Source organism: Uliginosibacterium gangwonense DSM 18521 (genome assembly GCF_000373965.1).
Classification (GTDB): Bacteria; Pseudomonadota; Gammaproteobacteria; order Burkholderiales; family Rhodocyclaceae; genus Uliginosibacterium; species Uliginosibacterium gangwonense.
In genome coordinates, this window is the sequence record NZ_KB892835.1 from 322046 (window position 1) to 346422 (window position 24377).

Annotated in this window: 25 protein-coding genes; 10 read left to right on the forward strand and 15 right to left on the reverse strand. The window is 58.3% G+C overall.

Annotated elements, in window-relative coordinates:
* Positions 1-22: 22 nt before the first annotated feature.
* Positions 23-1366 carry a hypothetical protein gene (locus B145_RS24395; protein ID WP_018605433.1) on the reverse strand — a complete coding sequence of 448 codons (1344 nt, stop codon included), beginning with the start codon at positions 1364-1366 and terminating at the stop codon, positions 23-25.
* A 138-nt stretch (positions 1367-1504) separates the two neighbouring features.
* A complete protein-coding gene (lysA, locus tag B145_RS0104330; protein ID WP_018605434.1) occupies positions 1505-2746 on the reverse strand; it encodes a diaminopimelate decarboxylase in 1242 nt (413 codons plus the stop codon).
* 99 nt (positions 2747-2845) lie between these two features.
* Between lysA and B145_RS0104335 the strand changes: the two genes are divergently transcribed.
* The 5 genes from B145_RS0104335 (at position 2846) to B145_RS0104355 (ending at position 8993) form a co-directional block, all read left to right on the forward strand.
* A complete protein-coding gene (locus B145_RS0104335) occupies positions 2846-3787 on the forward strand; it encodes a LysR family transcriptional regulator (protein ID WP_018605436.1) in 942 nt (313 codons plus the stop codon).
* Entirely contained in the window at positions 3784-4275 is a 492-nt protein-coding gene (locus B145_RS0104340; RefSeq protein ID WP_245541823.1) for a putative toxin-antitoxin system toxin component, PIN family, read from the forward strand. The genes B145_RS0104335 and B145_RS0104340 overlap by 4 nt, the downstream gene beginning before the upstream one ends.
* Positions 4276-5249: 974 nt before the next feature.
* A complete protein-coding gene (locus B145_RS0104345; RefSeq protein ID WP_018605439.1) occupies positions 5250-6593 on the forward strand; it encodes a maltoporin in 1344 nt (447 codons plus the stop codon).
* A gap of 134 nt (positions 6594-6727) precedes the next feature.
* Entirely contained in the window at positions 6728-7177 is a 450-nt protein-coding gene (locus B145_RS0104350) for a pullulanase-associated domain-containing protein (protein WP_018605440.1), read from the forward strand.
* A gap of 172 nt (positions 7178-7349) precedes the next feature.
* On the forward strand, positions 7350-8993 hold the full coding sequence (locus B145_RS0104355) for an alpha-amylase family glycosyl hydrolase (protein WP_018605441.1): 1644 nt from the start codon (positions 7350-7352) through the stop codon (positions 8991-8993).
* Between the two features lie 58 nt (positions 8994-9051).
* Here B145_RS0104355 and B145_RS0104360 read toward each other — a convergent pair whose 3' ends face one another.
* Positions 9052-9546 carry a flavin reductase family protein gene (locus B145_RS0104360; RefSeq protein WP_018605442.1) on the reverse strand — a complete coding sequence of 165 codons (495 nt, stop codon included), beginning with the start codon at positions 9544-9546 and terminating at the stop codon, positions 9052-9054.
* A 96-nt stretch (positions 9547-9642) separates the two neighbouring features.
* Positions 9643-10398 carry a phosphatase gene (locus B145_RS0104365; protein WP_018605443.1) on the reverse strand — a complete coding sequence of 252 codons (756 nt, stop codon included), beginning with the start codon at positions 10396-10398 and terminating at the stop codon, positions 9643-9645.
* A 125-nt stretch (positions 10399-10523) separates the two neighbouring features.
* Here B145_RS0104365 and mutY point away from each other — a divergent pair, with 125 nt between their 5' ends.
* Together mutY and B145_RS27220 are read left to right on the forward strand one after the other, a co-directional pair.
* Positions 10524-11570 carry an A/G-specific adenine glycosylase gene (gene mutY / locus B145_RS0104370; protein WP_018605444.1) on the forward strand — a complete coding sequence of 349 codons (1047 nt, stop codon included), beginning with the start codon at positions 10524-10526 and terminating at the stop codon, positions 11568-11570.
* Positions 11571-11647: 77 nt separating this feature from the next.
* Positions 11648-12460 carry a helix-turn-helix domain-containing protein gene (locus B145_RS27220; protein ID WP_157288267.1) on the forward strand — a complete coding sequence of 271 codons (813 nt, stop codon included), beginning with the start codon at positions 11648-11650 and terminating at the stop codon, positions 12458-12460.
* Here B145_RS27220 and B145_RS0104380 read toward each other — a convergent pair.
* The gene (locus tag B145_RS0104380) at positions 12415-13023 is read right to left on the reverse strand and encodes a DUF3313 domain-containing protein (protein ID WP_018605446.1); all 609 of its coding nucleotides are present in this window, start codon (positions 13021-13023) and stop codon (positions 12415-12417) included. The genes B145_RS27220 and B145_RS0104380 overlap by 46 nt on opposite strands.
* Before the next feature lie 21 nt (positions 13024-13044).
* Positions 13045-14133, reverse strand: coding sequence for a nitroreductase family protein (locus B145_RS0104385; RefSeq protein WP_157288268.1), 1089 nt, complete (start codon positions 14131-14133; stop codon positions 13045-13047).
* Between the two features lie 155 nt (positions 14134-14288).
* Here B145_RS0104385 and B145_RS0104390 point away from each other — a divergent pair, with 155 nt between their 5' ends.
* A complete protein-coding gene (locus B145_RS0104390) occupies positions 14289-14888 on the forward strand; it encodes an ATP-dependent Clp protease proteolytic subunit (protein WP_018605448.1) in 600 nt (199 codons plus the stop codon).
* 65 nt (positions 14889-14953) lie between these two features.
* Here B145_RS0104390 and B145_RS0104395 read toward each other — a convergent pair whose 3' ends face one another.
* A complete protein-coding gene (locus B145_RS0104395; protein WP_018605449.1) occupies positions 14954-15565 on the reverse strand; it encodes an LON peptidase substrate-binding domain-containing protein in 612 nt (203 codons plus the stop codon).
* Between the two features lie 104 nt (positions 15566-15669).
* Here B145_RS0104395 and B145_RS0104400 point away from each other — a divergent pair, with 104 nt between their 5' ends.
* On the forward strand, positions 15670-16839 hold the full coding sequence (locus tag B145_RS0104400; protein WP_018605450.1) for a class I SAM-dependent methyltransferase: 1170 nt from the start codon (positions 15670-15672) through the stop codon (positions 16837-16839).
* A 39-nt stretch (positions 16840-16878) separates the two neighbouring features.
* Here the strand turns inward: B145_RS0104400 and B145_RS24405 are convergent, their stop codons facing one another.
* The 8 genes from B145_RS24405 to B145_RS0104450 form a co-directional block, all read right to left on the reverse strand.
* The gene (locus B145_RS24405; RefSeq protein ID WP_018605451.1) at positions 16879-17073 is read right to left on the reverse strand and encodes a hypothetical protein; all 195 of its coding nucleotides are present in this window, start codon (positions 17071-17073) and stop codon (positions 16879-16881) included.
* 212 nt (positions 17074-17285) lie between these two features.
* A complete protein-coding gene (locus tag B145_RS0104415; protein WP_157288269.1) occupies positions 17286-18254 on the reverse strand; it encodes an asparaginase in 969 nt (322 codons plus the stop codon).
* Positions 18255-18302: 48 nt separating this feature from the next.
* Complete coding sequence (locus tag B145_RS0104420; RefSeq protein WP_018605454.1) at positions 18303-19031, reverse strand: amino acid ABC transporter ATP-binding protein; 729 nt, start codon at positions 19029-19031, stop codon at positions 18303-18305.
* Between the two features lie 11 nt (positions 19032-19042).
* Positions 19043-19708 carry an amino acid ABC transporter permease gene (locus B145_RS0104425; protein WP_018605455.1) on the reverse strand — a complete coding sequence of 222 codons (666 nt, stop codon included), beginning with the start codon at positions 19706-19708 and terminating at the stop codon, positions 19043-19045.
* A 15-nt stretch (positions 19709-19723) separates the two neighbouring features.
* Positions 19724-20464, reverse strand: coding sequence for an amino acid ABC transporter permease (locus B145_RS0104430; RefSeq protein ID WP_018605456.1), 741 nt, complete (start codon positions 20462-20464; stop codon positions 19724-19726).
* 93 nt (positions 20465-20557) lie between these two features.
* The gene (locus B145_RS0104435) at positions 20558-21463 is read right to left on the reverse strand and encodes a transporter substrate-binding domain-containing protein (protein ID WP_018605457.1); all 906 of its coding nucleotides are present in this window, start codon (positions 21461-21463) and stop codon (positions 20558-20560) included.
* Positions 21464-21783: 320 nt separating this feature from the next.
* Positions 21784-22386 carry a TetR/AcrR family transcriptional regulator gene (locus B145_RS0104445; protein ID WP_018605459.1) on the reverse strand — a complete coding sequence of 201 codons (603 nt, stop codon included), beginning with the start codon at positions 22384-22386 and terminating at the stop codon, positions 21784-21786.
* Between the two features lie 5 nt (positions 22387-22391).
* A complete protein-coding gene (locus B145_RS0104450; RefSeq protein WP_018605460.1) occupies positions 22392-22883 on the reverse strand; it encodes an acyl-CoA thioesterase in 492 nt (163 codons plus the stop codon).
* A 294-nt stretch (positions 22884-23177) separates the two neighbouring features.
* Between B145_RS0104450 and B145_RS0104455 the strand changes: the two genes are divergently transcribed.
* Positions 23178-24365, forward strand: coding sequence for an efflux RND transporter periplasmic adaptor subunit (locus tag B145_RS0104455; RefSeq protein WP_018605461.1), 1188 nt, complete (start codon positions 23178-23180; stop codon positions 24363-24365).
* Positions 24366-24377: the final 12 nt, after the last annotated feature.

Consider the following 24377-nt stretch of genomic DNA (forward strand, 5'->3'; position numbering starts at 1 on the left):
TCATGCCCCCTGCATGGCTGCTCTATTGCCCGTCGCGTAACGCGGCGATCTTCTGCTCTGCGACTTCGTTCAGGTAGATTTCCAGATAAGTGTAGCCGCTGGCTGCTTCGGTGCCGGCATCTTTGGCATTGTTCGGGTCTAGGCCGTGGGCAATCTCCCAGTCATCGGGGATGCCATCTTCATCGCTGTCGACGGCGGCTGCGCCCGAGGCAAGGGCTGGATATCCGCCCACTTCCGTCTCTGAGTTGATCAGGTGCCCAGTGCCGGTTTTCACCTGCTCAATGATCCGCAGATCCACTGCGTCGCGCGTCGGCACGCTGGCCCCGACATGCTTGAGCACTTCGGCATAGGCTTGCTCGGCTGTCTGGGTCGTTACAGGGGGCGCCGTGAAGGCTTCTTTTGAGAGCGTGATGACGGTGATCGGCGTGCCATCTTCATAACCGAAGAAGTGGCCGTTTTCCGGCGTAAGCTCGGGGTGGCTTTCCACGATATTGCCTGCGGTATAGAAGCGGGTTTTTTCCTGGGCGAATCGGGTGAAGGTGACAGGCTGGATGTTCTTGGTATCCGGGCCGGGCTTGAGATAATTGGCTATATAATTGACACGAATGTCACCATCGACCAGACCGCTGGCATAGTCTCCCCACGAGTAGATGACATTGTTGCGAAAGTCGAAAGTTGGCGTGGGAGCAAAGAGTTTGCCGTAATTATCCCCAAAGCGTGGATTGCGCCCCCGGTGGTGCGCCCACAGGTTGTGGTGCAGGCTTACCCCACCCACCGCACGGAGCAGTGAGCCGTAGCCATGTGCCCCTTTGTGGTGGTGGCTAGCGTTCAGGCTTTCGGCAATCATGCACCACTGGATGGTGATATCCTTGATATTGCCTGAGGGGGACAGGCTTTCATCAATCGACCAGCTTGCCGAAACGTGGTCCAGGATAATGTCATGTCCATCGGTAATCGAGATGGCGTCCTCTTCGCCATGGCTATTTGAGCCAAGGCGGGAACGGATGAAGCGCACGATGATGTTGTTGCCGGAAATCAGCAGCGGGGCACCACTCAGGGTGATGCCATCGCCAGGGGCCGTTTGCCCCGCGATGGTGATGTTGCTGCCGCTGATCTTCAAGGGAAAGTCTAGCTTGATCTGCCCTCCCACCTTGAAGACGATGGTGCGTGCGCCCCAGCCGATCAAGGCCCAGCGCAGGCTGCCAGGGCCGGAATCATTGAGATTGGTGACGGCAATGACCTTGCCGCCACGCCCGCCCGAGGCGTTGGCACCAAAGCCTTCCGCACCGGGGAAAGCGGGTAGGGCATGGGCAGCAGAAATGGAGGCTGCTGCAAGGGTAGCAATGCACAACGCTTTGATCGACATGGACGCTCCAGGCGAGTGAAGATGTAAAGCGCTGATGATAACGGTAACAGGTGACGGTATGCGCAAGATTTTGTGAGAACCCGCCCTCAATCTTATGGATGGATTGCGAACAGGCTCACAGAAACGCTGCGGGGTTGATCAGACTTCTTCCAGTGCCAGCAGATCGGTGATCGATTGGCGGCGCCGGATCAGGCGGGTGTGAGCGCCGTCGATCAATACTTCCGCAATCAGCGGGCGGCTGTTGTAGTTGGACGACATGGCCGCGCCGTAAGCACCGGTGTCATGCAGTACCAGCAGGTCGCCCACCTTGGCCTGGGGCAGATTGCGCGGAAGCACCACACCACCTTCGCCGAGCGTGAACACATCACCCGATTCGCATAGCGGCCCCGCGATCACACTGGGCTGAAGGCTGCGGCTGCCAAGTGAATCCCCATTGCGCGGAAATATGCTGATGGCGTGGAAGCTGCCGTACATGGAAGGCCGCACCAGATCGCTGAAGCCCGCGTCGACCAGCACAAAATGATTGCTGCCTGCATGCTTGGTGGCGCGTACTTCTGCCAGCAGCAGGCCGGATTCCGCAACCAAATAGCGCCCTGGTTCAATCTCTAGCTTTACGGGGTGGCCCAGGTGGGCGGCAATTTCGCGTCGGGCAGCATCCCACAGGCCAAAGTAGTGAGCCGTGTCAATGACCGGGTCATCATCTTGGTATGGAATGGAGAGCCCCCCGCCCGCAGAGATGGCTTCGATATCCTGCCCCGCCTGTTTGACCAGATTGACCATGGCCCCGCAGACCTGCTGCAGATGGTGATAATCCACGCCAGAACCAATATGCATATGCAGGCCGACGAGCTTGAGCCCATGTTGGGCTATTGCCGCCAGCGCTTCGGGCAGATCGGTATGCCAGATGCCATGCTTGCTATGCTCGCCACCGGTATTGGTCTTGTTGCTGTGGCCGTGGCCAAAGCCGGGGTTGATGCGCAGCCATACGCGATGCCCGCGTGCTTTGGCACCAAGCTGATGGAGCATGTCGATGGAGCCGGCATTCATCGGGATTTCTTCCTCGATCACCCGCATCAGCGTGGTTTCGGTGATCAGATCTGCCGTGAATACGATTTCCGATTTGCCATTGCGTGAGCTGAATCCGGCATGCAGGGCACGCTCGATCTCGCCATGCGAAACCGCATCTACCGCGACGCCCTGGGCGCGCATCAGGCGCAGGATGTGGGTGTTCGAGCAGGCCTTTTGGGCGAAGCGGATCGTATCGAAGGACTTCAGCGCGGCGATGCGTTCGCGGATGAGGGCGGCGTCGTAGATCCAGAGCGGGGTGCCAAACTCGTTGGCAAGCAGGTTCAGGCGGGCGTGGTCGAGGGGCTTTTGCATGGTTTCTGTCCAATCAGGCGGCAGTGCTTGGTAGAGAGGATGCCTTTTATAGATAATTCAGTACAATGCTTGTTTGTGCAAGGTTGATTCAATTCTGATATGGGTATCGAACATCGGCACATTGAGGTTTTTCGCGCCGTGATGCGCAGCGGCAGCGTCACCGGGGCCGCCAACCTGCTGTATACCTCGCAGCCCACGGTGAGCCGCGATCTGGCCCGCCTGGAACAGCTGCTGGGGTTTGCGCTGTTTGATCGCATCCGGGGCCGCCTGCAGCCCAATGCCCGCGCCTTGGCGCTGTATGAAGAAGTACAGCGCTCCTACCTCGGGCTGGAGCAGATTCTTGCTACGGCCAGCAGCCTGCGTGAATTTGCCGCAGGGCAGATCTCGATTGTCTGTGTCCCTGCGTTCTCGCAGTCCTTGTTGCCTGCGGTCTGTCGCCGCTTCATGGCGCAGCACCCTTCGGTCAGTATCTCCATCACCCCGCAGGAGTCCCCCTTGCTTGAGGAATGGCTCAGTGCCCAACGCCATGACATCGGCCTGACTGAGCACGACCATCCGCCAGTAGGGACGCAACTTGAGTTGATACTGGAAGCCGATGAAGTCTGCGTGCTGCCCGCTAGTCATCCTTTGTTGAGTAAGAAGGAGTTGCTGCCTGCTGATTTTGCTGACCAAGCTTTTGTGAGCCTGTCGGTGAGTGATCCGTATCGTATCCAGCTTGATGATGTGTTTCGCGCTCATGGCGTCATACGGCGCATGGTGTTGGAAACTCAGAGTGCAGCCTCGGTGTGCAGCCTGGTACGCGAAGGTCTGGGGCTGGCAATCGTCAATCCGCTGACCGCTTTGGATTACACCCGGTATGGCGTGCAATTGCGTCGCTTTGCCGTGTCGATCCCTTTTCGTGTCAGCCTGGTGTGTCCCGAGTATCGCCCCTCCACGCCCCTGGTTGAGCATTTTGCTCAGGCGCTGCGGGAGGAGGCCGCCGTTTTCCGTCACAATCTCGCTCTCGCGCTGGATGGCGGCCAACAGAAAAGGTTTGAATGATGACCGGTGTTCCCAAGGTGCTCGCATTGCCGCCTGAACGGCCCATACGGGTAGTGCTCGACACCAATGTTGTGATGGCGTTGTGGCATTTTTGCGACACGAAACTGCTGGTGTTGAAGCAGTGGGCCGAGAGTGATGCCGTTTGTCTCCTTTCTGACACCGCCTGTCTTGGTGAGTTAGGGCGGGTTTTGGCTTATCGCCAGTTCGCCATCCCACCGGAGCGCCAGGAAGAACATCTTGCCGATTACCAAAAACGCATACAGTTGCAGCCCCAGGTAGAGGCCGATCAGGCAGATGCCTTGACCAAGTTGCCACGCTGCGGGGATCGGGATGACCAGAAATTCATTGAACTGGCTGTGCGTGCGCAGGCCAAGCTTCTGGTCAGCCGAGACAAACTGGTGCTGAAATTGGCGCGACGGCGTGAGTTGCGAGATCAGCTCCTGATCGTGACACCTGAACGCCTCCAGCAACTGCTTGAACAGGGCTGAACCTGCCTTTTCGCCTGTATCGGCTCAAGTCTGGAACAATCTGGCCGTAACCCGGCTGCGTGAGCGGTGGTCAAGCGCAGACAATGGCGGCGATGCCTTGGGGCGCGTATAACGACAACCGCTCACACCTATCTTTGCGCGGATCGGTGATTTTCACCCGTCATGGCATGATGGAAAAAACGTAATGCATAAAATTGCCGTGTAAATAAAATGCATGCATATTAATTGGTATCTTGTTTTGTAGGTTTATTGTGTGAGATGCATGACATAAAACTAGGTGTTTAGCTGGGTATTTAACTGAGCGTTCAGTTGAATTTTTTCTTCTGCAAATAGAACCTGCAAGCGTATTTGGATGCAAGGGCGCCCGCCGTGCAGATGCCGAATAATTCCCAATAGAAGATTAACCGCCATTAACTTACCTTCACGTCAATTGGAATCAGGGTATGCCCTGGTGTTGACTACGGATGTCTGCTTGCCTAGTCTGTAACCGGTTACATTTGCTAACGATCTTCCTCATGTGGAATGCTTGTGAGACGAGCTTGTACATGAGGAGTGGCCTGCGGATGAAATCCACCAAAACCATGTCAGTGCAAAGGGCAAGTGATTGAATAGAAGATAGATATCTATCTGATTCAACGTGTGCGCAAAGGTCGAAGCTGCAGTACGGGCTTGTGCCAAGGCTTTGTGCGTCATCTTGTTGGTCGTGCAACAGGGAAACCGTCTCCTCCGGGGCACCTGTTGTAGATCATGAGGGCTTGTTGCGTGATTTTGCGTGAAGTTGTCTGAAGAAGAGCAATATTGAGCGAGATAGAACGAGAAACGGGTAGATCGGAAGATGCAGGGTGTGTTGTTTGCGCCTGTTTTTTTGAGCTGTAACTGTAAGCGGTTACAGCTGGTTTGAATTGTTTTTGTTCCACTTAAGTGTTTGATTTGATGGTGCTCTGCGCTGTCTATGACTATAAGGAGAGGCGACAATGAAGTTTCAGATCAAGATGGTTACCGTGGCTGTGGCGGCTGCAACCCTGGCGGGTGGTGCTTCGGCTGCTGCGATTGATTTCCATGGCTACGCACGCAGCGGAGTTGGCTCTGCCAGCAAGGGCGGTTCGATGGTGTGTTACGGCAATGTGGGCTCGATGGGCCACTACCGCTTGGGCAATGAGTGCGACACCTATCTGGAGCTGGCGCTGGACTCCAATCTGGCTGAGAAGCGCGGCACGGAATTCAAGCTGCATACCATGATTGCGGCAGGCACGCAGCAGCTCAACGACTGGGAGCAGACCAGCCCGGCCTGGCGCCAAGCCTGGGTGGAGGCCACCAACATCGGTCGTGGCCCGTTTGCCACCGCCAATGCCTGGGTCGGCAAGCGCTACTACAAGCGTCAGGACATCCACATGCTCGACTACTTCTACAACGAAGTGACTGGGCCGGGTGCTGGGATCGAAAATATCGACGCCGGTTTCGCCAAGTTCTCCTACGCCTACATGCGCCAGGGCGGCGACCTGAACTGGGATGGCACCAAGTATGTCGTCAAGGATAGCTCCGGCAGCAGCACCGGCGACACGGTGACCATTCCTGCGCCCTATGGCTTTTCGCCCGACTATGCCAATGGCGGCAACAAGTCTTCCACCAACCATGATTTCCGCCTGGAAGGCATCCAGATTGCCGGTGGGGACGCAGGTTCTGTGGATGTGATGGCCAACCTGGTGCGGCCCAGTAATCGCTCTGGCGTACAGGGCAAGGGTGGCTACGCGTTGACGGCTCAATATACTCTTGGCGTATTGGGTGGTTTCAACCGTGTTCACTTCAGCTTTGCCAAGGATGGGGCTTCCCTTTCGCACGGTGCCAAGTGGTGGGCAGACAACACCTACAAATACACCGGCATGCAGGTGATGGATCATTTGGTATTCAGCTCCGGCAAGTTCAATGGCTCTGCCGTGGTCGGTTTCCAGAGCGAGAAGGATGTGCCCTGGTATAACGGAACCACACGCAAGGAAATGACTGTTGGGTTCCGCCCCTGGTACCACATTGATGATCTGTACTCGATTGGCGGCGAAGTCGGCCATATCAATGTCAAGCCAGAAAACAATGGCAAGACGCAGATTCTGAACAAGGTTACAGTGGCAGGCCAATTGTCCGCAGGGATGGATTACTGGTCCCGCCCGGTGCTGCGCCTGTACTACACCTATGCCAAGTGGAATGACGCGCTCAAGGGTTCGAACGTGACCTGCACCGGCCGCGATTGCAAGACCCTGGCAGACGGTTTTGCCAACGCTACCAACGGCTCCACCTACGGCCTGCAATTCGAGGCATGGTGGTAAGAATGCGTCCAGGGGCTGATTGCCTTTGCGGGCGATTGGCTTCGGAAGCACCGTTCATGATGTGCCAAGGAGCCTGGACGTGAAGTATTCCAGGCTCTGCGGAGCAACCAAACTGTTATGGGAGGAATGCTTGCATGGGCAAACGTGACTTTCTGAAAGCCCTGGCGGTGGTGGCATGTTGTGCCTGGGGCCTGCCCGCTTTGGCGGTAGACGCCAGTGAGCCCGCCGATGGGTATGTGGCCATCCACTACTACCGGGCGGACGCCAATTATGCCGGATGGGGGCTGCATGCCTGGTCCCGGATTCCGGGTGGGCAAGATACGCCACTGGATGGCATCGGCTGGCTGACCCCTCTGAAGCCGATGGGCAAGGAGGAAGACGGCAGCGTATTTTGGCACTTGAAGTTGGCTGATTTTGGCAAGAGGGCCCAAGTCTTCTACATTATCCACAAGGGCGACTCCAAGGAGCAGGGCGGCAAGGATCAGAACTTTGATGGCACCAAGATCCGCCAGGTCTGGGTCAATCAGGGAGACCCCGCGCTCTACACCAGCAAGGATGACGCCCTCAAGGCGCGTCCCAAGTAACACTGTGCATAATCTTGTGCGAGTGGCAGATCGTGGAGTATGCGTTGCTCCTCACCTTGCACGGACGCGCTCGTACTGATTTTGGACTGTTGTGTTTTATCCTGTTTGTGATTGATCCTGCGAATGGCCCGTGCAGTGCACGGGCGTTTTTTCGCGTCTTCCGGGAGACGGAATGAGATTTCTGACTTCATGCCTGGCAGCGCTTGTCCTCTTGGGCGCCCAAGCCGGTGTACAGGCGGCCAGTTTTGCCGATAATCCGATTGTATATTTCGTGATCACCGACCGTTTTGCCAATGGCAACCCGCAAAACGACCATTCCTATGGCCGTAGCGGTGACGGGGCCGGGGAGATTGGCACTTTTCACGGTGGCGATCTGGCGGGTATTACCCAGAAGTTGCGCGAAGGCTGGTTTTCATCGCTCGGCGTCAATGCCATATGGATCACGGCACCCTATGAGCAGATCCATGGCTGGGTGGTGGGCGGCAACCAGGAATTCAAGCACTACGCCTATCATGGCTACTACGCGCTGGACTACACTGTGCTTGACAAGAACATGGGTACGCCCGACGAGTTGCGCGAGATGATCGACACCGCGCACCGGCAGGGCATCCGTGTTCTGTTTGATGTGGTGATGAATCACCCCGGCTATCTGGATATCCAGACTGCCAAAGACATTGGCATGGATGTGCTGTGGAAGGGGTATGAGGCTGCCACGCTGCGCGATTATCACGGCTACATCGACTACAACCGGGACAAGAAGAAGTGGGCTCATTGGTGGGGAGGCGCCTGGGTGCGCAGTGGCCTGCCCGGTTATCCTTCGGGCGGCAGCAGCGAATATACCAAGCAATTGGCCTATCTGCCGGATTTCCGCACGGAGAGTACAGAGTACGTCCATCTCCCTCCCTTCCTGCATGACAAAAAGGATACCCGCGCGGTGGAACTGCCTCAGTCGACCGTGCGTGATTATCTGGTGAGTTGGCTTAGCTCATGGGTGCGCGAATATGGTGTGGATGGTTTCCGTTGTGATACCGTCAAACACGTCGAGCCTGCCGCCTGGGCGCAGCTCAAGCAATCTGCCACCACTGCGTTGGCAGCCTGGAAGAGCGAGCATCCGCAGGACAAGATTGACGATCAGCCTTTCTGGATGGTGGGTGAGTACTGGGGGCAGGGCGTTGAGCATACCGATCTGTATGAAAATGGCTTCGATGCCATGATCAATTTTGATTTCCAGGAGCGCATGACGGCCAATCCATCGCTGGAATCGGTGTACTCGGATTATGCTAAAGCGCTATCTGGTAACACTGCGTATAACGTGCTCTCTTATCTCTCATCGCACGACACCCGGCTCTTCGCCCGCAAACGGATGCATGAAGCGGCTTCGGCCTTGATGCTTGCGCCCGGTGGCGTGCAGATTTTCTATGGTGACGAGAGCGGACGTGAGCCCGGCCAAGCGCCTGCAAGTGACGCGCAGCAGGCCACGCGCTCGGACATGAACTGGGCAAGCATTGACCAGGATTTGCTGGCGCATTGGCGCAAACTTGGCCAATTTCGTGCGCATCATGTGGCACTGGCTCGTGGCACGCATGTCCGGCTGCAAGGTGAGCCTTACGTGTTCTCCCGCGTGATGGCACAAGGCGGGGACCGTGTGGTGGTTGCCCCTGCACTGAAAGGGGAGGTTGATGTGCCCGTGGGGCAGGTGTTTGCAGAAGGCGCGAAGGTGGTGGATGCCTATAGCGGGCAATCAGGACAAGTGCATGACGGCAAAGTCAAACTGGTCGCACAGGGCACTGTACTGCTTGAGGCAAAGCAGCCTTAATGCAGCGTGATCAATATGCCCTTGGCAGTGTTGCCAGGGGCGTATGATCAAAGTGTTTTTACAACTCTGAGAGCTGCCGGTATTTGCCGCCAAAGAAAACTAGTGGTTCGTGCTCGGCCTTGTCGCAGCGTTCCACCTCGCCAATGAAGATGACATGGTCACCCCCCGGGTAACGCTGAGTGTTGCGGACCTCGAAGACCGCGCAGCAACCTTCCAGCACAGGGGCACCGCCCAGGCCGTCTTCCCAGGTGAGCTTGGCAAAGCGGTCTTCGGCCTTGCTGGCAAAGAGATTGGAAATATCCTGCTGGTTTTTCGCTAATACGTTGATGGCATAGTGCGAGCAGTTTTCCAGCTCTTCGCGCAGCGTGCTGTTGTTGGCCAGGCTCCAGACGATCAGCGGCGGCTCCAACGATACGGAATTGAAGGAACTGATCGTCAGCCCGATGGGTTTGCCGTCACGGGCACGTGCGGTGATGACCGCTATGCCGGTGGCGAACATGCCCAGGGTGCGGCGGAAGGTGGTGGCGTCAAAACTCAAGGATTCGGTGCTCATAATGGGGCGTCTGGATATGCCAAGAGGGAGGCTGCAGCGCGATTATCCATGCCACACGCGGCGCCGTCGATAAAATTATTGTGTTTATTCAAGGTTTTACAGATTCGCAAATTCCGGGATCGGCGGGTAGCCCCGCAATTTCAGGAAGGCCAGCAGGCACGGTATCGAGCTGTTGATGATGCGTTCCTGCGGGAAGCCTGCCGCTGCAATCAACTCGTGCGCTTTGGCAAAGTCGCCCAGGTTGAAGGCAATGTGCGCGTCCGACCCGACAGAGACAAATGCCCCCAGATCACGCGCAGCCTCCACAATCGCCTTGCAGTTGGCTTCACAGCCGACGCGGGAGACGGTGAAGGAGGAGTTATTCACTTCCAGAGCCACGTTATGCGCCACTGCAGCCTTGACCACCGCTTCCACGTCAATCGGGAAGGCTGGATTGCCGGGGTGGGTGATGATGTCCACCTTCCCACTTCTAATGGCGTTGACCATCGCCTGGGTGTGCTCAGCTACCGTGGTGGGCTGGATCAGCGGGCGATGGAAGCCTGCCAGCACTACATCCAACCAGTCCCGCGTGATGCCGTAGCAGTCGGTTTCCCCTTGTACATTGAGGATATTGGCCTCAATACCACGCAGAATGCCTACGCCACCCACCACGCGGGGGATGACCTTGAGGTTCACAAAGTGCCAGTAGTGGGCGCCGTCTTCCAGGCCGGGGCCGTGGTCGGTATTGGCAAAGAGCTTCAGGCCCTTGCGCTGTGCTTCGGCAATGTAATCGTGAATGGTGCTGTAGGCGTGGCTGCTGGCGATGGTATGGCTGTGCAGATCGATGGGGTACAGTGCGGCGGATTGGGACATGTTTGATGCGTCAGCCTGGGGGAGGCGTTGAATTTGATGAGTATAAGTATACGTGGGCTTGGCTGCGAATAAAACCTGCTGGCAACATGGATGAATCTTGCCTAACAAGGCTCTACACTGCTCGGATGAGTGAATTTGCAAAGAAACTGATCGCCTGGCAGCGCCGCAATGGCCGCCACGACTTGCCCTGGCAAACACAGGATCCGTACTGCGTATGGCTGTCCGAAATCATGCTGCAGCAGACCCAGGTGGATACGGTGATCCCGTATTACCAGCGTTTTCTGGCGCGCTGCCCCGATGTGGCCAGCCTTGCTGCGGCACCCCTGGATGATGTGCTCGCCTTGTGGAGTGGCCTGGGCTACTACGCCCGCGCCCGCAACCTGCACAGTGCCGCTCGCAGCGTGATGGAAAAGCATGGTGGGCAATTCCCCCGCACTGCCGCTGGCTTGGCAGAGTTGCCGGGTATTGGGCGATCCACTGCCGCAGCGGTCGCCTCCTTCTGCTTTGGTGAGCGGGTGGCGATTCTGGATGGCAACGTCAAGCGCGTGCTGTGCCGCCATTTCGCCATTGAGGGCTACCCCGGCGAGCGTGCCGTGGAGCAGAAACTGTGGGCGCTGGCTGAATCGTTATTGCCCGCCAAGGATATTTCCATCTACCCGCAGGCGCAGATGGATCTGGGGGCGATGATCTGCACCCGCAGCAAACCACGTTGCCTGCATTGCCCCGTCAATGCCACTTGCCAGGCCCGTGCCGAAGGGCGCGAGAACGAACTGCCCACCGCCCGCCCACGTAAAACGGTACCGGAGCGCAGTTGTGGCGTGCTGCTTTTGCGCTGCCAAGGGACGATCTTGCTGGAACAACGGCCTGCTGCCGGGATCTGGGGCGGGCTCTACAGCCTGCCGGAAATGCTTGAGGAAGAAAGCGCCGCAGAATGCGCCTTGCGCCGTTTTGGTCTGAGCAAGCTGAAGTTTGTGGCGGGCGAAGACCTGCATCACAGCTTCACCCATTTCGGCCTGACGCTCACACCCTGGCAAGCCGAGTTGCGCAAACTCCCGCTTCAGGTTAATGCACCCAACCTGCGCTGGGTTGCGCAGCAGGAGTTGGAAGGGATCGGTTTGCCCGCGCCCATCCGCAAGCTGGTGGAGCGCAGTTTTGAACCTGAGAAGGCTTGAAGGCTGCTGATCGGCGGGCCGGGCAAACAATGGCCCGCAGCTATAATTGGTGCAGCCATTGCGTCGGTTTCATTCCCATGCGCCTGATTGATTTTCCGATCCCGCAAGACCTGCAAGCCTGGATTGAGCGTATCAGCCTGCTTGAGCTGGGGGCGGGGGAGGTGATGCCCGTTTTTGCCGGAGCCCGTGTGCATCTGGGCTTTGTATTGAGCGGGAGTGTTTCGTTTGGCGTACCACAGCAGTTCTGGCAGGCTGAAGAGGCCGTGTGCTGGGGGGCTGTTGCCGGGGGCTCTGCAGTAGAAGCCGGGCCGCAAGGTGCGCGCGGTGCCTTGCTCAAGCTCGCCGGGGGTGTTGCGCCTGCCGTGCTGGGCTGCTCGGCAGAAGCCTGTGCGGGGCAGGTGCTGGCCTTGCAGGCATTCTGGCCACATTGGCGGCCTGCGCCTGTGCAGGACTTTTCCGGACAGCTTGAACATGTGTGGAGCCAGCTGAGGCAGGCGATTTCCTGTCGTGCAGCGGCCGCTTGGTCACCTCGGTTGTGCGCTCAGGCCATGGCAAGTTTTGATGTGCTGCCGGTGGAGGGGGTGGCAGACAGCCTGGGGGTGAGCCGCGCCACGCTTGAGCGCCAGATCCGCCGTAACTTTGGGCTCACACCCAAGCAGCTCTCACGCATCCAGCGCTTCTATCGTGCCCTGGCCGCCTTGAACCGTTTGGATGCGGCGGCGCTGGCGGTGGAGGCCGGATACTACGATCAATCCCACATGATTGCCGAATTCAATGAGCTGGCCGGGCAAACCCCGGCCAGATTGCTGCAGATGGCGGCAAACGACGCTGATCTGCTCCGGCTTTATGGTGCCAATGCGGTGGCGGTGGGGCGCCATTCCGGGCGCTGAACACAGCGCTGTGCCCATGCCTCCAATGCATTGCGGATACGCCCCCAGCGCGAGAAGCTCTCCCCCAGATCCAGCATGCCGCCGTTGACGCGCTCACGCCACAGGGTAATGCGCTGACCGTCAGGGGCGAGCAGTTCCGCTTCTACCGTGATGGCACCTGTATCCAGCGGAAGAATGACCAGCAGCGCACTGGCAATGTTCAGTGCGGTGGAGGCGGGGGCTGCGTCTCGCAGGCGGATGTTCAGGCTGGGCTGCTGCGTGGCCTGGGCGGCCAGATTCTGACGCAAGGACTGCTCCAGCGAGGCCCTGATTTTTTCCAGCTCGGTCTGGTCATCGTCAGATAGCCCTGAAGCGTCCGCTGAAACACGTCCCAGCTTGGGTTGGCTGAGTGAGGAAACCGGCTGATGGGCGCGTACCTGGACGTCGAGCCGGGCATCCTGCCTGATTACTTGCCAGCCCGTTTTCAAACTGGTGGATGGATTCGGGGGGAGGGTGGAGCAGGCCGCAAGCCAGAGTGCGCTGGCCAGTATCAGCAGACGATGGGGGATGGAGCGAGATGACATGAGGCGTGTTATCCAAGAAAGTTATGCAAAAGAGCAGGTGACAAAATCTTCCGGGGCCAGCCTTGGGCACACCGGGGCAGGGTAGCTGGGCGGGCGGCCCACGCGCAGCAGCATCTGCAGGTGCGCGGTGCCTAGGTCTTTACCCAGGCTGTGGCGTAGAGATTCGACTTCAAGGGCTTGTGACATGGGATGCAGGGCCAGCCCCTGCGCGGTGGCGGCAAGCCAGCAGCGCATCAGGTGGCGCCCGGCTACGTAATAGCTTTGCACGCTGTCGTCAGGGGCTGCAATCACAAGCCAGCCCGCGCCTTCCTGGACTTGGCTGCGGGTCAGATCCAGACTGCGCTGGCGAAAGGCCGGAGCCAGCACGTCTTCGCGCCCGTAGAAAGCAGCGACCCAGCGTTGTGCCAGCCAGGGCAGTTCCATGCTGGCAGGTGTGATGCCGGTGGGGTTGCGTCGGGCATCCTCCTCGCGCCAGCGTATCCAGTCGGCCAACTCTTGCCAGACGGCATCATCGCCAGCTTGGATGAGGCTCGCTTCAAGGGTGGTCTGAGAGATTCGGGCTGCCCCCGCTGTGCCGTGTGGCAGGTAAAAGGCGCTGGTACGCTGCTGGTCCACCAGGGGCCATAGCTTGTCATCGACCCGGGCCGGAGCGAGATTCCGCCGCAAGGTGCGGCGCTGGCGCAGGCATGCCAGCCACTGATCTGTTGCCTGACAGGGGCGAAGCGTGATCTGTACTGCGTTTGGGGGCTTCTCCATCCATTCGAATTCTGCTGCGCGCCCCAGCGCCAGCGCGGCAACTTCCAGCGCAAGCGTGAAGGCGCCCAGGCTGATCCAGGTCTCTCTGCCTGCTGGGTCTGTTGCCATCTGTCTGCGGGAGGGAGACAAGCAGAGTTGCCCATGCGTCGGGGTGTCCAGGTGCAACTGCCAGGGCTGGATGTTGTGACTGGACGGGGCACGCGCGGCATCGGCCAGCATGGCCCGCCAAGCCGCAGGCAGCTGTCTGCCCGGCATAACAGGGCTCGGTGGCGGCAAGGGTTGGCTCTGGCAGGCTGCCAATGCGGCCACCATGCATGAGGACAGACCATAGGCGATGAACAGGCGGCGTTCCATGAGTTTTTCTGCAAAGCTGAAGATGCCACCATTGCAGCGCAAACAGGGATGCGGAGATAGGAAAAATGCGTCATGCTCAATGGCGCGGGTTCTTAGCTGCTTTGGCCTGTTATCAGGCACAATATCGCCCTACTCCCTTCAACAGGACAAACACAATGACCTTCACGCTCTCCGGTTGTGGCCAGGACGCGCCACAACAAGCTGAAAAAGACAATCCCAGCGAAGACAAGCTGCTGTTCAAGTCCCGCTACGTGCTGGTCTTTGGCGAGATTGATGACAAGATGGCGCAGGCCACCTGCAAGCGTCTGCTGGCGCTGTCTGCCGAATCTGATGCGCCGATCACCATGCTGATCTCCTCACCGGGCGGGCATGTGGAGTCCGGCGACGCCATTCACGACATGATCCGCTTCATCGCCGCACCGGTCACAACCGTGGGCACTGGCTGGGTTGCCAGTGCCGGGGCGCATATCTTCCTCGCACCGCCTGCCGAGCGCCGCCTGTGTCTGCCCAACACCCGTTTCATGATCCACCAGCCTGCGGGCGGCATGGGTGGGCAGGCCAGCGATATCGCCATCCAGGCCAAGGAAATCCTGCGCACGCGTGAGCGCATCGCCCGCGTGGTTGCGCGCCAGACCGGCAAGCCCTACGAAACCGTGGCGGCGGACATGGATCGGGATTACTGGATGAGTGCCGAAGAGGCGATTGCCTACGGCATCGTCTCGCGCGTGATCGAAAGCCACGCCGATCTGGCTTGATTGCTTGTGTATTGCCGATTGTGTTGCCTACATGCCAGCCCGGCTGGCATGTAGCATGTAAGGGACTACTCTTCTTCGCTGGCGGCGAGCAGTTTATGCTCGACCAGATACTCATGGATGATCGCCAGACGCAGGTCGGCGTCTTCCAGTTCCAGCAGGCGCTGGCGCGCCAGCGGCGGAATCGGCAGAATTTCGGCGTAGCGGTAGCCTACCCAGGCAGCATTGTCGAGCAGATAAGGCTGGGGGATGATCTGTTGCCCGGCATCCTTGATGATTATGCTCAGCAGTGGCAGCAGGTCTTGATGGGCTTCCGAGACGGCTTCGTCAGGGGCTTCGTCAAACCACTGCACAATCCCTGTGATCAGCCCGCTTTCATCCGTCACCTGTTCCAGCACGCGAAAGCGCCGCACCCCGCGTACCGTGAGCCCCAGCAGATTTGGGGTATTCATGTCCCAGTCCACAATGCGTGCTTCCACCCCTACCGTATAGGGGGTTGCGGGGGCGCCCACCTCGTTGCCATGCTCAATCAGGCAGATGCCGAAGTTGCGCTCGTTCTTCATGCACTGGGCAATCATGTCCAGATACCGGACTTCGAACACCTTGAGGTTCATGCGGCTTTGCGGGAAGAGCACCGCATTGAGCGGGAAGAGGGGCAGGCGTTCCGGTTCTTGGTGCATGGGAAAAGCTCCTTGAATAGGCGGCCATTGTACTCGCCCCATTCTGTTATCGATTCACCTTCCGAGCCATTTATTGAAGCAGCGCTGCGGTTACAATCCACGGCATGAAAAATGAACTCCCCCCGCCAGGGGCCGATGCGCTGGCCCACTCAGCCCTGTTGTCGCAACGCATTACAGCCGAAATAACCGCTGCCGGGGGCTGGATCAGTTTCGCCCGTTTTATGGAGATGGCGCTGTACACGCCAGGGTTGGGCTACTACAGCGGCGGGGCACGCAAATTCGGGCCGGAGGGGGATTTCATCACTTCGCCGGAAATCTCGCCCCTGTTCGGGCGCTCCCTGGCTCGGCAGGTGGCCCAGGTGCTGGCAGCCTCAATGCCCCACGTGATCGAGGTTGGCGCGGGAACGGGGCTTCTGGCTTGTGATCTACTGGCCGAGCTGGAAGCGCTGGGCTGTACGCCAGTGCATTACGACATCATTGAACTCTCGGGTGAGCTGCGTGCGCGGCAGGCTGAAAACCTGCAGACCAAGGTGCCGCATCTGGCGGATCGGGTCCGGTGGTTGGATGCGCTGCCGGAGCAATTCTCCGGGTGTTTGGTGGCCAACGAGCTGCTGGATGTGCTGCCGGTGCAGCTTGTAGCGTGGCGCCAAGGGGGGATTTTTGAGCGTGGCGTGATCTGGGATGCTGCGCAGGAGAAGTTTGACTGGCAGGATCGCCCCGCCGCAGGCCGCCTGCTGGGTGTTGCCGAGTCTCTGGGGGTCGAAAGCCCGGAGGAAGGTGAGTATCTGAGTGAGGTCTGTCTGCCTGCCCGTGCCTGGGTGGCCGAGTGGGGCGCCCGTCTGAGTCAGGGCGCGCTGATCCTGATTGATTACGGCTACCCGCAGGCCGAGTATTACCTGCCCAGCCGCACATCCGGGACGGTGCAGTGCTATTACCGCCATCGGGCGCATACCGACTTGCTGCTCTGGCCGGGGCTCAACGACATTACCTCGTTCGTGGATTTCACCGCAGTGGCCGAAGCCGCCGATGAAGCAGGTTTGGCTGTGTACGGCTATACCACGCAAGCCAGTTTCCTCAATAACTGTGGTCTGCTGGCCTTGCTGGAGACAATTGGCGCGAGCGACGAGGCGCCCTACGTGCGGGCTTCACGCGCAGCGCTTCGCCTGATCGCCCCGCATGAGATGGGCGAACTCTTCAAGGTGCTGATTATCGGGCGGGAGATGGACTCCCGCCTGATCGGGCTGGCAACAGGGGATCGCACCCACGCATTGTGATGCATGGGCAGCTACGCCCCTTTGGCCCGCTCGCCTGCCTCATTCCTGTGCACTGTAGAGTGTGCGCAGAAATTCATCCGGGTTATCCACGGTACAGGTGTGGGGGTGTTCGCTGGCGTGGGCTGCCTCGGCGGCACACATCAGCGCATCTTGCGGGAGCCAGTTGGCGTTGAGCACTTCGTCACCGTAGCGCTCGGTCTCTGTTTGAGTGCTGCTGATCGTTGTTGTATCCATGATTCTCACCATCTGTGAAGCTTGCCTTGTGGGCATCAACCGGCTGCTCGGAGTGCATGCGGCTCCGTTTGAAGCTGCGTTGCAAGCACTCTTGATTACATAACGAACGAGCCTACAGAAAGGTTGAGTGTATGGAAATGTGTTTTTATGTTAAGCGGTGTGTTTGAGACGAAAATACAACAGGCGTCTCATTCATGAGTGAGCAAAGCCACCTAAACGCTTGCCAGCCAAGCCTGCAGGCCGGATGGCGCCACGCCTGCCGCCAATCCCACCATTAGGGCAATGCGGGCTTGCAAAGGGCTGAGTTGTTCGGCAGCGAGCGTGCCCAGGCTGCTGTCATCCTCATTGTGGTTGGGGAGGACAGATGCGCCAATTCGTGAAGCACGAACAATAACAATGCCCTGAGCGATGGCCTCGCTGATCGCGGGGCGCAATGCTTCGGGGATGCTGCCATGACCTGCCAGCGCCAGCACAATGCCCCGGCAACCCAGATTCTGTAGCGCATGGAAGTGATCTGCGGAAAGTCCTGCGTATGCCATTAGGATGTCGACACGCGGCAAATTCGTCGTGGGCTTCAGCGTCAGGATGGCGGGGCGGGGGATCGGCGCCGGGCGGTGATAGCGTACGGCCTGATCGAAAACGATACCTTCCTCGCCTGCAGCCCCTGCGCTCAGTGCATCAGGGGCGTGAGTGTGGGTTTTGACCACGTGGCGGGCAGGCAATATGTGGTCATTGACCACCACTAGCACCCCACGACCGTAGCTGTGTGGTGCCAGGGCGACCCGGGCGGCCTGCAGCAGATTCAGCGGCCCATCGGCAGAGAGACTGTCCGCTGGGCGCATGGCGGCAGTGATGACAACGGGTTTCCCGGTAGGAAGTAACAGGTGTAGCGCAAAGGCGGTTTCCTCCAACGTATCGGTGCCATGTGTGATGACGATGCCATCAATGTCGGGCGTGTCGATCAGCGTCTGGATGCGCTCTGCCAACTGTAGCCAATGTGTGGGGTGCATGTCCCGGCTATCGAGCGCGAAGGGCTGCTCGGTATGCCATTGGGCCAGACTGCGCAGGTCCGGCACTGCATCCAGCAAGGCATCCACCGGCAAGGTGGCTGCGGTGTAGTGGCTTTGCGCACCGGTTCCGGCAATGGTGCCACCAGTGGCGATCAGGGCGAGGCGGGGCATGGCTGAAGGTATGCCCGCCATCCGAATGGCATGGCGGGCGAGGCTCGATTAGTGATTCAGAATCTTGGAGAGGAACTGCTGGGCACGATCCGAACGTGGGGTGTTGAAGAAGTCATCCTTCGTTGCGTCTTCCACGATCTGGCCGTGATCCATGAACACTACGCGGTGCGCCACCTTGCGGGCAAAGCCCATTTCGTGGGTGACGACCATCATGGTCATGCCTTCCTGCGCCAGTTCCACCATTACGTCCAACACTTCGTTGATCATCTCGGGGTCAAGCGCCGAGGTGGGTTCGTCGAAGAGCATGCAGATCGGGTCCATCGACAGTGCGCGGGCAATGGCCACACGTTGTTGCTGACCACCGGAGAGTTCGCCAGGAAACTTGTTGGCCTGTTCCTTCAACCCCACACGGTCGAGCAGCTTGAGGCCGCGCTCGCGTGCTTCATCCTGGCTGCGGCCCAGCACCTTGGTCTGGCCGATGCACAGGTTCTCGGTAATGCTCATGTGCGGGAACAATTCAAAGTGCTGGAACACCATGCCGACATGCGAGCGCAGTTTGGGCAGGTTGGTGGAGGGGTCATTGACCTTGATGTCATTGACGATGATCTCGCCCTTCTGGATCGGTTCCAGACCATTGACGCACTTGATGAGTGTGGATTTGCCCGAACCCGAGGGGCCACAGACGACCACTACTTCGCCCTTGTTGACGTGGGTGGTGCAATCGGTGAGTACCTGGAACTGACCGTACCACTTGGAAACGTTTTGTATATTGATCATGGCTTGTTGGCTCAACGAATAATTGCGATGCGCTTGTTGAAATACTTCACAAGCATAGACAGTGAGAAGCAGATCACGAAATATATAATAGATACAAAGATATACATTTCGACCGAACGACCGTAGTTTTGCCCTGTGATTTCAGCCGCCTTGAGCAGATCCTTGGCGCCAATGGCGTACACCAGGGAAGTATCCTGGAACAGGATGAAGGTCTGGGTGAGCAGCACCGGCACCATGTTGCGGAAAGCCTGTGGCAGCACCACGTGGCCCATCGTCTGCCAATAGGTCATGCCAATGGCGTAGCCCGCGTTGATCTGGCCACGCGACACACTCTGGATGCCTGCACGCATGATTTCGCTGTAGAACGCGGCCTGGAATAGCGTGAAGGTGATGAGCGCGGATTTCTCCTGCCCGATGGGCTCACCAATGATGAGCGGGATCAGGAAGAAGAACCACAGGATCATCAGCAGCAGCGGAATGGAACGCATCAGGTCAACATAGATCTTGGCGCCGAGCGCCAGAAATTTGCCGCCAGACAGGCGCGCCAAGGCGAGCAGCGTACCGATGACCACGCCACCGATCATGGCTATNACAGTCAGTTCAAGGCTGAAAAGCAGGCCTTTCCAGATGAAGGGGAGGCTGACCGGAATGACCGAATAATCAAAATTGCTGAACATTTTGGCGATGCCTCCTCACTTTGCCACAATGAAGCCAGGCACATGGGCGCGGCGCTCGAAATAAGCCATGGCCCGGTTGGCCGCATATGAGCAGATGATGTAGAGCACGGTGGGCACGAGCAGGCTTTCGAAGACCTGGCCCCCGGTTTCTTCCACCATCTGGCGGGAGACGAAAATCAGCTCCCATATGCCTATGGCATAGGCTACGCCGGAATTCTTAAACGCATTCATGAATTCGGAAGTCAGCGGCGGGATGATGATGCGGAACGCCATCGGCAGCAGCACATAGCGATAGGTCTGCCAAGTGGTTAAGCCTAAGGCCAGCCCGGCAAAACGTTGCCCACGGGACAGGCTTTGAATCCCGGCGCGCACCTGTTCGGCAACCCGCGCAGAGGTAAATAGGCCCAGCGCCACGATGGCGGTAATGAATTCCTTGGCGGGCATATCCTGCTTGACCCAGCGGGAAAGTTCGGCTGGCAGCATTTCCGGTACCACGAAGTACCAGAGCAGCAACTGCATGAGGATGGGCACATTGCGGAAGAACTCCACCCAGGCGTGTCCGATAAAGGCCAAGCCACGGTGTGGAACCGTGCGCAGCGTGCCAATGATGCTGCCCAGGCTCAAAGCGATGACCCAGGCGCTCAGGGCGATGGCCACAGTCCAACCCAGGCCATGTATCACCCAGGTGAGGTAGGTGACGTCTCCAGAGGGGATGGTCTGGAAGAAGATGCCCCAGTTCCAGTGATAGTTATGCATTTCGCGCAGAGAAACGTGTTCGCGTAGCGGGGGCTTTGCGAAGCGGGTGAAATACGTGCGCCTGCCGAGGCAGGCGCACGGCGATGGGGTGAATTACTTCTTGAAGCTTTCGGCCGGATTGTCGTTCGGGTTGGCAATCAGGGCCTTGAGCGGTTCGCTCATCGGGAAGTTCATGTTGATGCCCTTGGGGGGGATCGGGGCCATGAACCACTTGGCGTAGAGCTTGGTCAGCTCACCACTCTTGGCCATCTGCTTGACGGTTTCGTCAACCACAGCCTTGAACTGTGGATCGTCCCGACGCAGCATGATGGCAATCGGTTCGACCGACAGGGCCGGGCCGACGATGGCGTAGTCATTCGGGGTCTTGGAGTTGGCGATCAGGCCCGCAATCAGGTTGTCGTCCATCACAAAAGCCACAGCGCGGTCGGTTTCCAGCATCAGGAAGGAGTCGGCGTGATCCTTGCCGTAGACTTCCTTGAAGTCGATGTTCTTGCCTTTTTCATGGCTGCGCATCAATTGCACGCTGGTCGTACCGGTGGTCGTGGCCACAGGCTTGCCGCCGAGTTGGTCCAGATCCTTGATGCCAGAGGATTTCTTGACGGCCATGCGCACGTTGGTCACAAACGTGGTGGGGGCAAAGGCGACCTGCTTTTGGCGGTCCAGGTTGTTGGTGGTGGAGCCGCACTCCAGATCAACCGTGCCGTTGACGACCAGGGGGATGCGGTTTTGTGAGGTAACAGCCTGGGTCTTGACTTCCAACTTGGGCAGCGCGAGCTTGGCCTTGACAGCGTCAGCGATGTGCTTGCAGATATCGATGTGGTAGCCAATCGGTTGCTGTTGGGCATCCAGGTAAGACAGCGGGAAAGATGCTTCACGAATCCCCAGGGTGATGGCCCCTGTTTCCTTGACCTTCTTGAGCGTGCCATCAAGCGTTTCGGCAGCCGCCGCATGCGCGGCACAGCCCAGGATCAGTGCAAAAAGGACGCGGTATTTGTACATGGATAGATGCTCCTCGAAGAAAGTTGGCCCGTCTGGCTGTTGAGTGAGTGGGCGCAAGCCTCACTACACGCGAAAACCGTACCACTTTTTGATGACCGCTTGGTCTTAAGCCCGAACAAGTTGCAGCTTTCTTGTTCAGCGCGCCATTTTTATAGGGATTTTCTCCAGCCGTCTACTGGCGCGAGCAATCAGGCGGAGGCCGTTTGTGTAATATGCACTAAAATAGTGCAAAAAGGCGTAGTTTTTGGCACGGTTTTGGGGAGTATAAAACTGCTCTATCCTTTAGTGGCCCCAAAATCGCCCAAGAACACAGGCTGGCGCTAATCGACGATGAGTGATTTGATGGTATGGCGCAGCACCTTGACCAATGCCTCCTGGTCGAGCGTGCGGCCGTACAGGCTGCGAATCGTGAGCCCGCTGAACAGGGCGCCCATGATTTCGGCCCGTGCGGTCATCTCTTCTTCATCCAGAGGGGGACGGTCGCCACGCGCAGCCACAAAAAATTGGCGGCATGTACCGGATACGATCTGATCTACCCGCCGCATCATTTCCGATACCTTCGGGTTTCGTGCCGCCTCGGCCAGCACTTCTATCTTGAGGGCCGCTTTTTTTTGTTCGTTTTTACAGGTCAGGTGCAGTAGCATCGAGTCCAGCAGACCTTGCAGGATGTCGTCCTGGCGCTGGATGCGCGCGATATTGTCTAGGATGTCGGCCATGTCGCGCTCCACGATGGCCGCGATGATGGCTTCCTTGTTTTCAAAATAGTGATAGATGTGTCCAGGGCTCATGCCCGCGCTCTTTGAGATGGAGGCTATGCTGGCGCCGTGGAAGCCCTGCTGGCAGAAGCACCCGGTGGCTGCATCCAGGATCTGATCCTGACGCGATGAACAGACTTTTTTGGCGGTGTCGGTAGTATCGGTCATGATTTTCAGGTAAACGAAGTGACGGGGTCTTGCAGCCAGGCAAGCACTTCCGTGTCGTCGGCAATGATCGTGAAATCCGCACGCAATTCGGCAGGGATTGCCTGTGGTCGTCCGGTTTTGGCGTTGACATAGACCCACTGGGTCTCAGCGCGCGCCAGTACCTGCCGGTCGGCGGCGCGCAGGAACAGGTATTTGCGCGGCGAGCTTTGCTCGCCCATGTCTGCAATCCAGGTTGCCAATGCAATGTTTTCATTGGCAAAGCTTGGGCGCAGGTATTCAATGAAATGGGAACGGATCACCCAGGAACTGCGCGCGCACAGGTAGCGCTCCATCGGCCAGCCACAGGCGCTGGAATGTGCGGTGGCAACGTCCTGCATCCAGCGCAGATATTCGAGGTTGTTGACATGGCGATTGATGTCAATCGCGCTGTCCGGGATATTGAAGCAATGGGTAAATACGCCGTGCATCATGGTTTCAGAATCTTGGTCCCTGTTCATGAAAAGGTTTGCACAAATCCTCTGTCTGGGTGACGATATAGAGCCGATAAGAGCGGCTTATTTAACGTAACGCCATGTTCCAGAAGAGGTTTTTGCATGCGGTTCATCATGAACAGCGTCTTAAGGTAGCTTTATCTTGGCTTGATTTTATCTCAAATTGCGCATTAGAATGAACATTCAATCTAGTCGCTGACAAACGTAATTGCCAGCAACGTTTTCTCCCGCTCCGTTTTTGTGTGTCTTGTTTGCATACATCTAAGCGGTTGGGTTTTTGCCCCAAGTTGAGGATCTCCCATGCAAATCAAACAAATTATTATTTACAGTGCAACGATTGCCGCGCTGGCTTCCCTGGCTGCGTGCGGCAAGCCTCAACAAGGTGGTGCTGGCGGTCCTGGTGGTCAGATGCCGCCCGCCGAGGTCGGTGTGGTGGCTGTCCAGCCGCAAACGGTGGACCTGAATACCGAATTGGCGGGGCGGACCAGTGCCTACGCAATGGCTGAAATCCGCCCGCAGGTTGGCGGTATCGTCCAGAAGCGGGTGTTTACCGAAGGGGGAGAGGTCAAGGCAGGGGAGTTGCTCTACCAGATTGACCCCGCGACTTATCAGGCCAGCCTGGAAAGTGCCAAGGCAGCACTGGCGCGCGATGAGGCCACTGTGATGAGCGCGAAGGCCAAGGCTGAGCGTTACCAGAGCCTGATTGCCGACAAGGCCATCAGCCAACAGGATTTCGACGATGCCCAGGCTGCCTACAAGCAGGCAGAAGCCAATGTGCTCTCTGACAAGGCTGCGATCCAGACCGCCCAGATCAACCTGGGTTATACCCGTGTGAGTTCTCCGATCTCCGGGCGGATTGGCAAGTCTTCTGTCACGCAAGGAGCCTTGGTCACGACCAACCAGACCACTGCGCTGGCTACCGTGCAGCAACTGGACCCGATCTATGTCGACCTGACCCAATCCATGGCGGATCTGATGCGCCTGAAGCGTGAGCTGGCCAGCGGTGCCCTCAAGCGTGCTGGCAGCAACGAAGCCAAGGTGCAACTGGTGCTGGAAGATGGCACGGTCTACCCCATCGAAGGCAAGCTCGCCTTTACCGATGTGACCGTCGATCAAACCAGCGAGAGCGTCTCGCTGCGTGCGCTCTTCCCCAACCCCAAGCATGAACTGCTGCCGGGTATGTTTGTACGCGCCCGCCTGGAAACCGGTGCCCGCGACCAGAGCATCCTTGTGCCCCAGCAGGCAGTTTCCCACAACACGCGTGGGGACGCAGTCGTGATGATTGCCAGCAATGACGGCAAGTTTGAACAACGCCTCATCAAGGCTGAGCAGACGGTGGGTGACAAATGGTTGGTGACGGATGGTTTGAAGCCCGGCGACCAAGTGATTGTCGAAGGGTTGCAACGTCTGCGCCCAGGCACTGTGATCAAACCCGTCCCCATGGGGAGCAGTAGTGCGCCTGCCGCCGCCAGTTCGGCTGCACGCTAAGGGAGAGGATAT

Excerpts from the sequence above, each read along its gene's own strand:
- B145_RS24395 (WP_018605433.1), bottom strand. The coding sequence starts at position 1,366 with ATGTCGATCAAAGCGTTGTGCATTGCTACCCTTGCAGCAGCCTCCATT.
- lysA (WP_018605434.1), bottom strand. The coding sequence starts at position 2,746 with ATGCAAAAGCCCCTCGACCACGCCCGCCTGAACCTGCTTGCCAACGAG.
- B145_RS0104335 (WP_018605436.1), top strand. The coding sequence starts at position 2,846 with ATGGGTATCGAACATCGGCACATTGAGGTTTTTCGCGCCGTGATGCGC.
- B145_RS0104340 (WP_245541823.1), top strand. The coding sequence starts at position 3,784 with ATGATGACCGGTGTTCCCAAGGTGCTCGCATTGCCGCCTGAACGGCCC.
- B145_RS0104345 (WP_018605439.1), top strand. The coding sequence starts at position 5,250 with ATGAAGTTTCAGATCAAGATGGTTACCGTGGCTGTGGCGGCTGCAACC.
- B145_RS0104350 (WP_018605440.1), top strand. The coding sequence starts at position 6,728 with ATGGGCAAACGTGACTTTCTGAAAGCCCTGGCGGTGGTGGCATGTTGT.
- B145_RS0104355 (WP_018605441.1), top strand. The coding sequence starts at position 7,350 with ATGAGATTTCTGACTTCATGCCTGGCAGCGCTTGTCCTCTTGGGCGCC.
- B145_RS0104360 (WP_018605442.1), bottom strand. The coding sequence starts at position 9,546 with ATGAGCACCGAATCCTTGAGTTTTGACGCCACCACCTTCCGCCGCACC.
- B145_RS0104365 (WP_018605443.1), bottom strand. The coding sequence starts at position 10,398 with ATGTCCCAATCCGCCGCACTGTACCCCATCGATCTGCACAGCCATACC.
- mutY (WP_018605444.1), top strand. The coding sequence starts at position 10,524 with ATGAGTGAATTTGCAAAGAAACTGATCGCCTGGCAGCGCCGCAATGGC.
- B145_RS27220 (WP_157288267.1), top strand. The coding sequence starts at position 11,648 with ATGCGCCTGATTGATTTTCCGATCCCGCAAGACCTGCAAGCCTGGATT.
- B145_RS0104380 (WP_018605446.1), bottom strand. The coding sequence starts at position 13,023 with ATGTCATCTCGCTCCATCCCCCATCGTCTGCTGATACTGGCCAGCGCA.
- B145_RS0104385 (WP_157288268.1), bottom strand. The coding sequence starts at position 14,133 with ATGGAACGCCGCCTGTTCATCGCCTATGGTCTGTCCTCATGCATGGTG.
- B145_RS0104390 (WP_018605448.1), top strand. The coding sequence starts at position 14,289 with ATGACCTTCACGCTCTCCGGTTGTGGCCAGGACGCGCCACAACAAGCT.
- B145_RS0104395 (WP_018605449.1), bottom strand. The coding sequence starts at position 15,565 with ATGCACCAAGAACCGGAACGCCTGCCCCTCTTCCCGCTCAATGCGGTG.
- B145_RS0104400 (WP_018605450.1), top strand. The coding sequence starts at position 15,670 with ATGAAAAATGAACTCCCCCCGCCAGGGGCCGATGCGCTGGCCCACTCA.
- B145_RS24405 (WP_018605451.1), bottom strand. The coding sequence starts at position 17,073 with ATGGATACAACAACGATCAGCAGCACTCAAACAGAGACCGAGCGCTAC.
- B145_RS0104415 (WP_157288269.1), bottom strand. The coding sequence starts at position 18,254 with ATGCCCCGCCTCGCCCTGATCGCCACTGGTGGCACCATTGCCGGAACC.
- B145_RS0104420 (WP_018605454.1), bottom strand. The coding sequence starts at position 19,031 with ATGATCAATATACAAAACGTTTCCAAGTGGTACGGTCAGTTCCAGGTA.
- B145_RS0104430 (WP_018605456.1), bottom strand. The coding sequence starts at position 20,464 with ATGCATAACTATCACTGGAACTGGGGCATCTTCTTCCAGACCATCCCC.
- B145_RS0104435 (WP_018605457.1), bottom strand. The coding sequence starts at position 21,463 with ATGTACAAATACCGCGTCCTTTTTGCACTGATCCTGGGCTGTGCCGCG.
- B145_RS0104445 (WP_018605459.1), bottom strand. The coding sequence starts at position 22,386 with ATGACCGATACTACCGACACCGCCAAAAAAGTCTGTTCATCGCGTCAG.
- B145_RS0104450 (WP_018605460.1), bottom strand. The coding sequence starts at position 22,883 with ATGAACAGGGACCAAGATTCTGAAACCATGATGCACGGCGTATTTACC.
- B145_RS0104455 (WP_018605461.1), top strand. The coding sequence starts at position 23,178 with ATGCAAATCAAACAAATTATTATTTACAGTGCAACGATTGCCGCGCTG.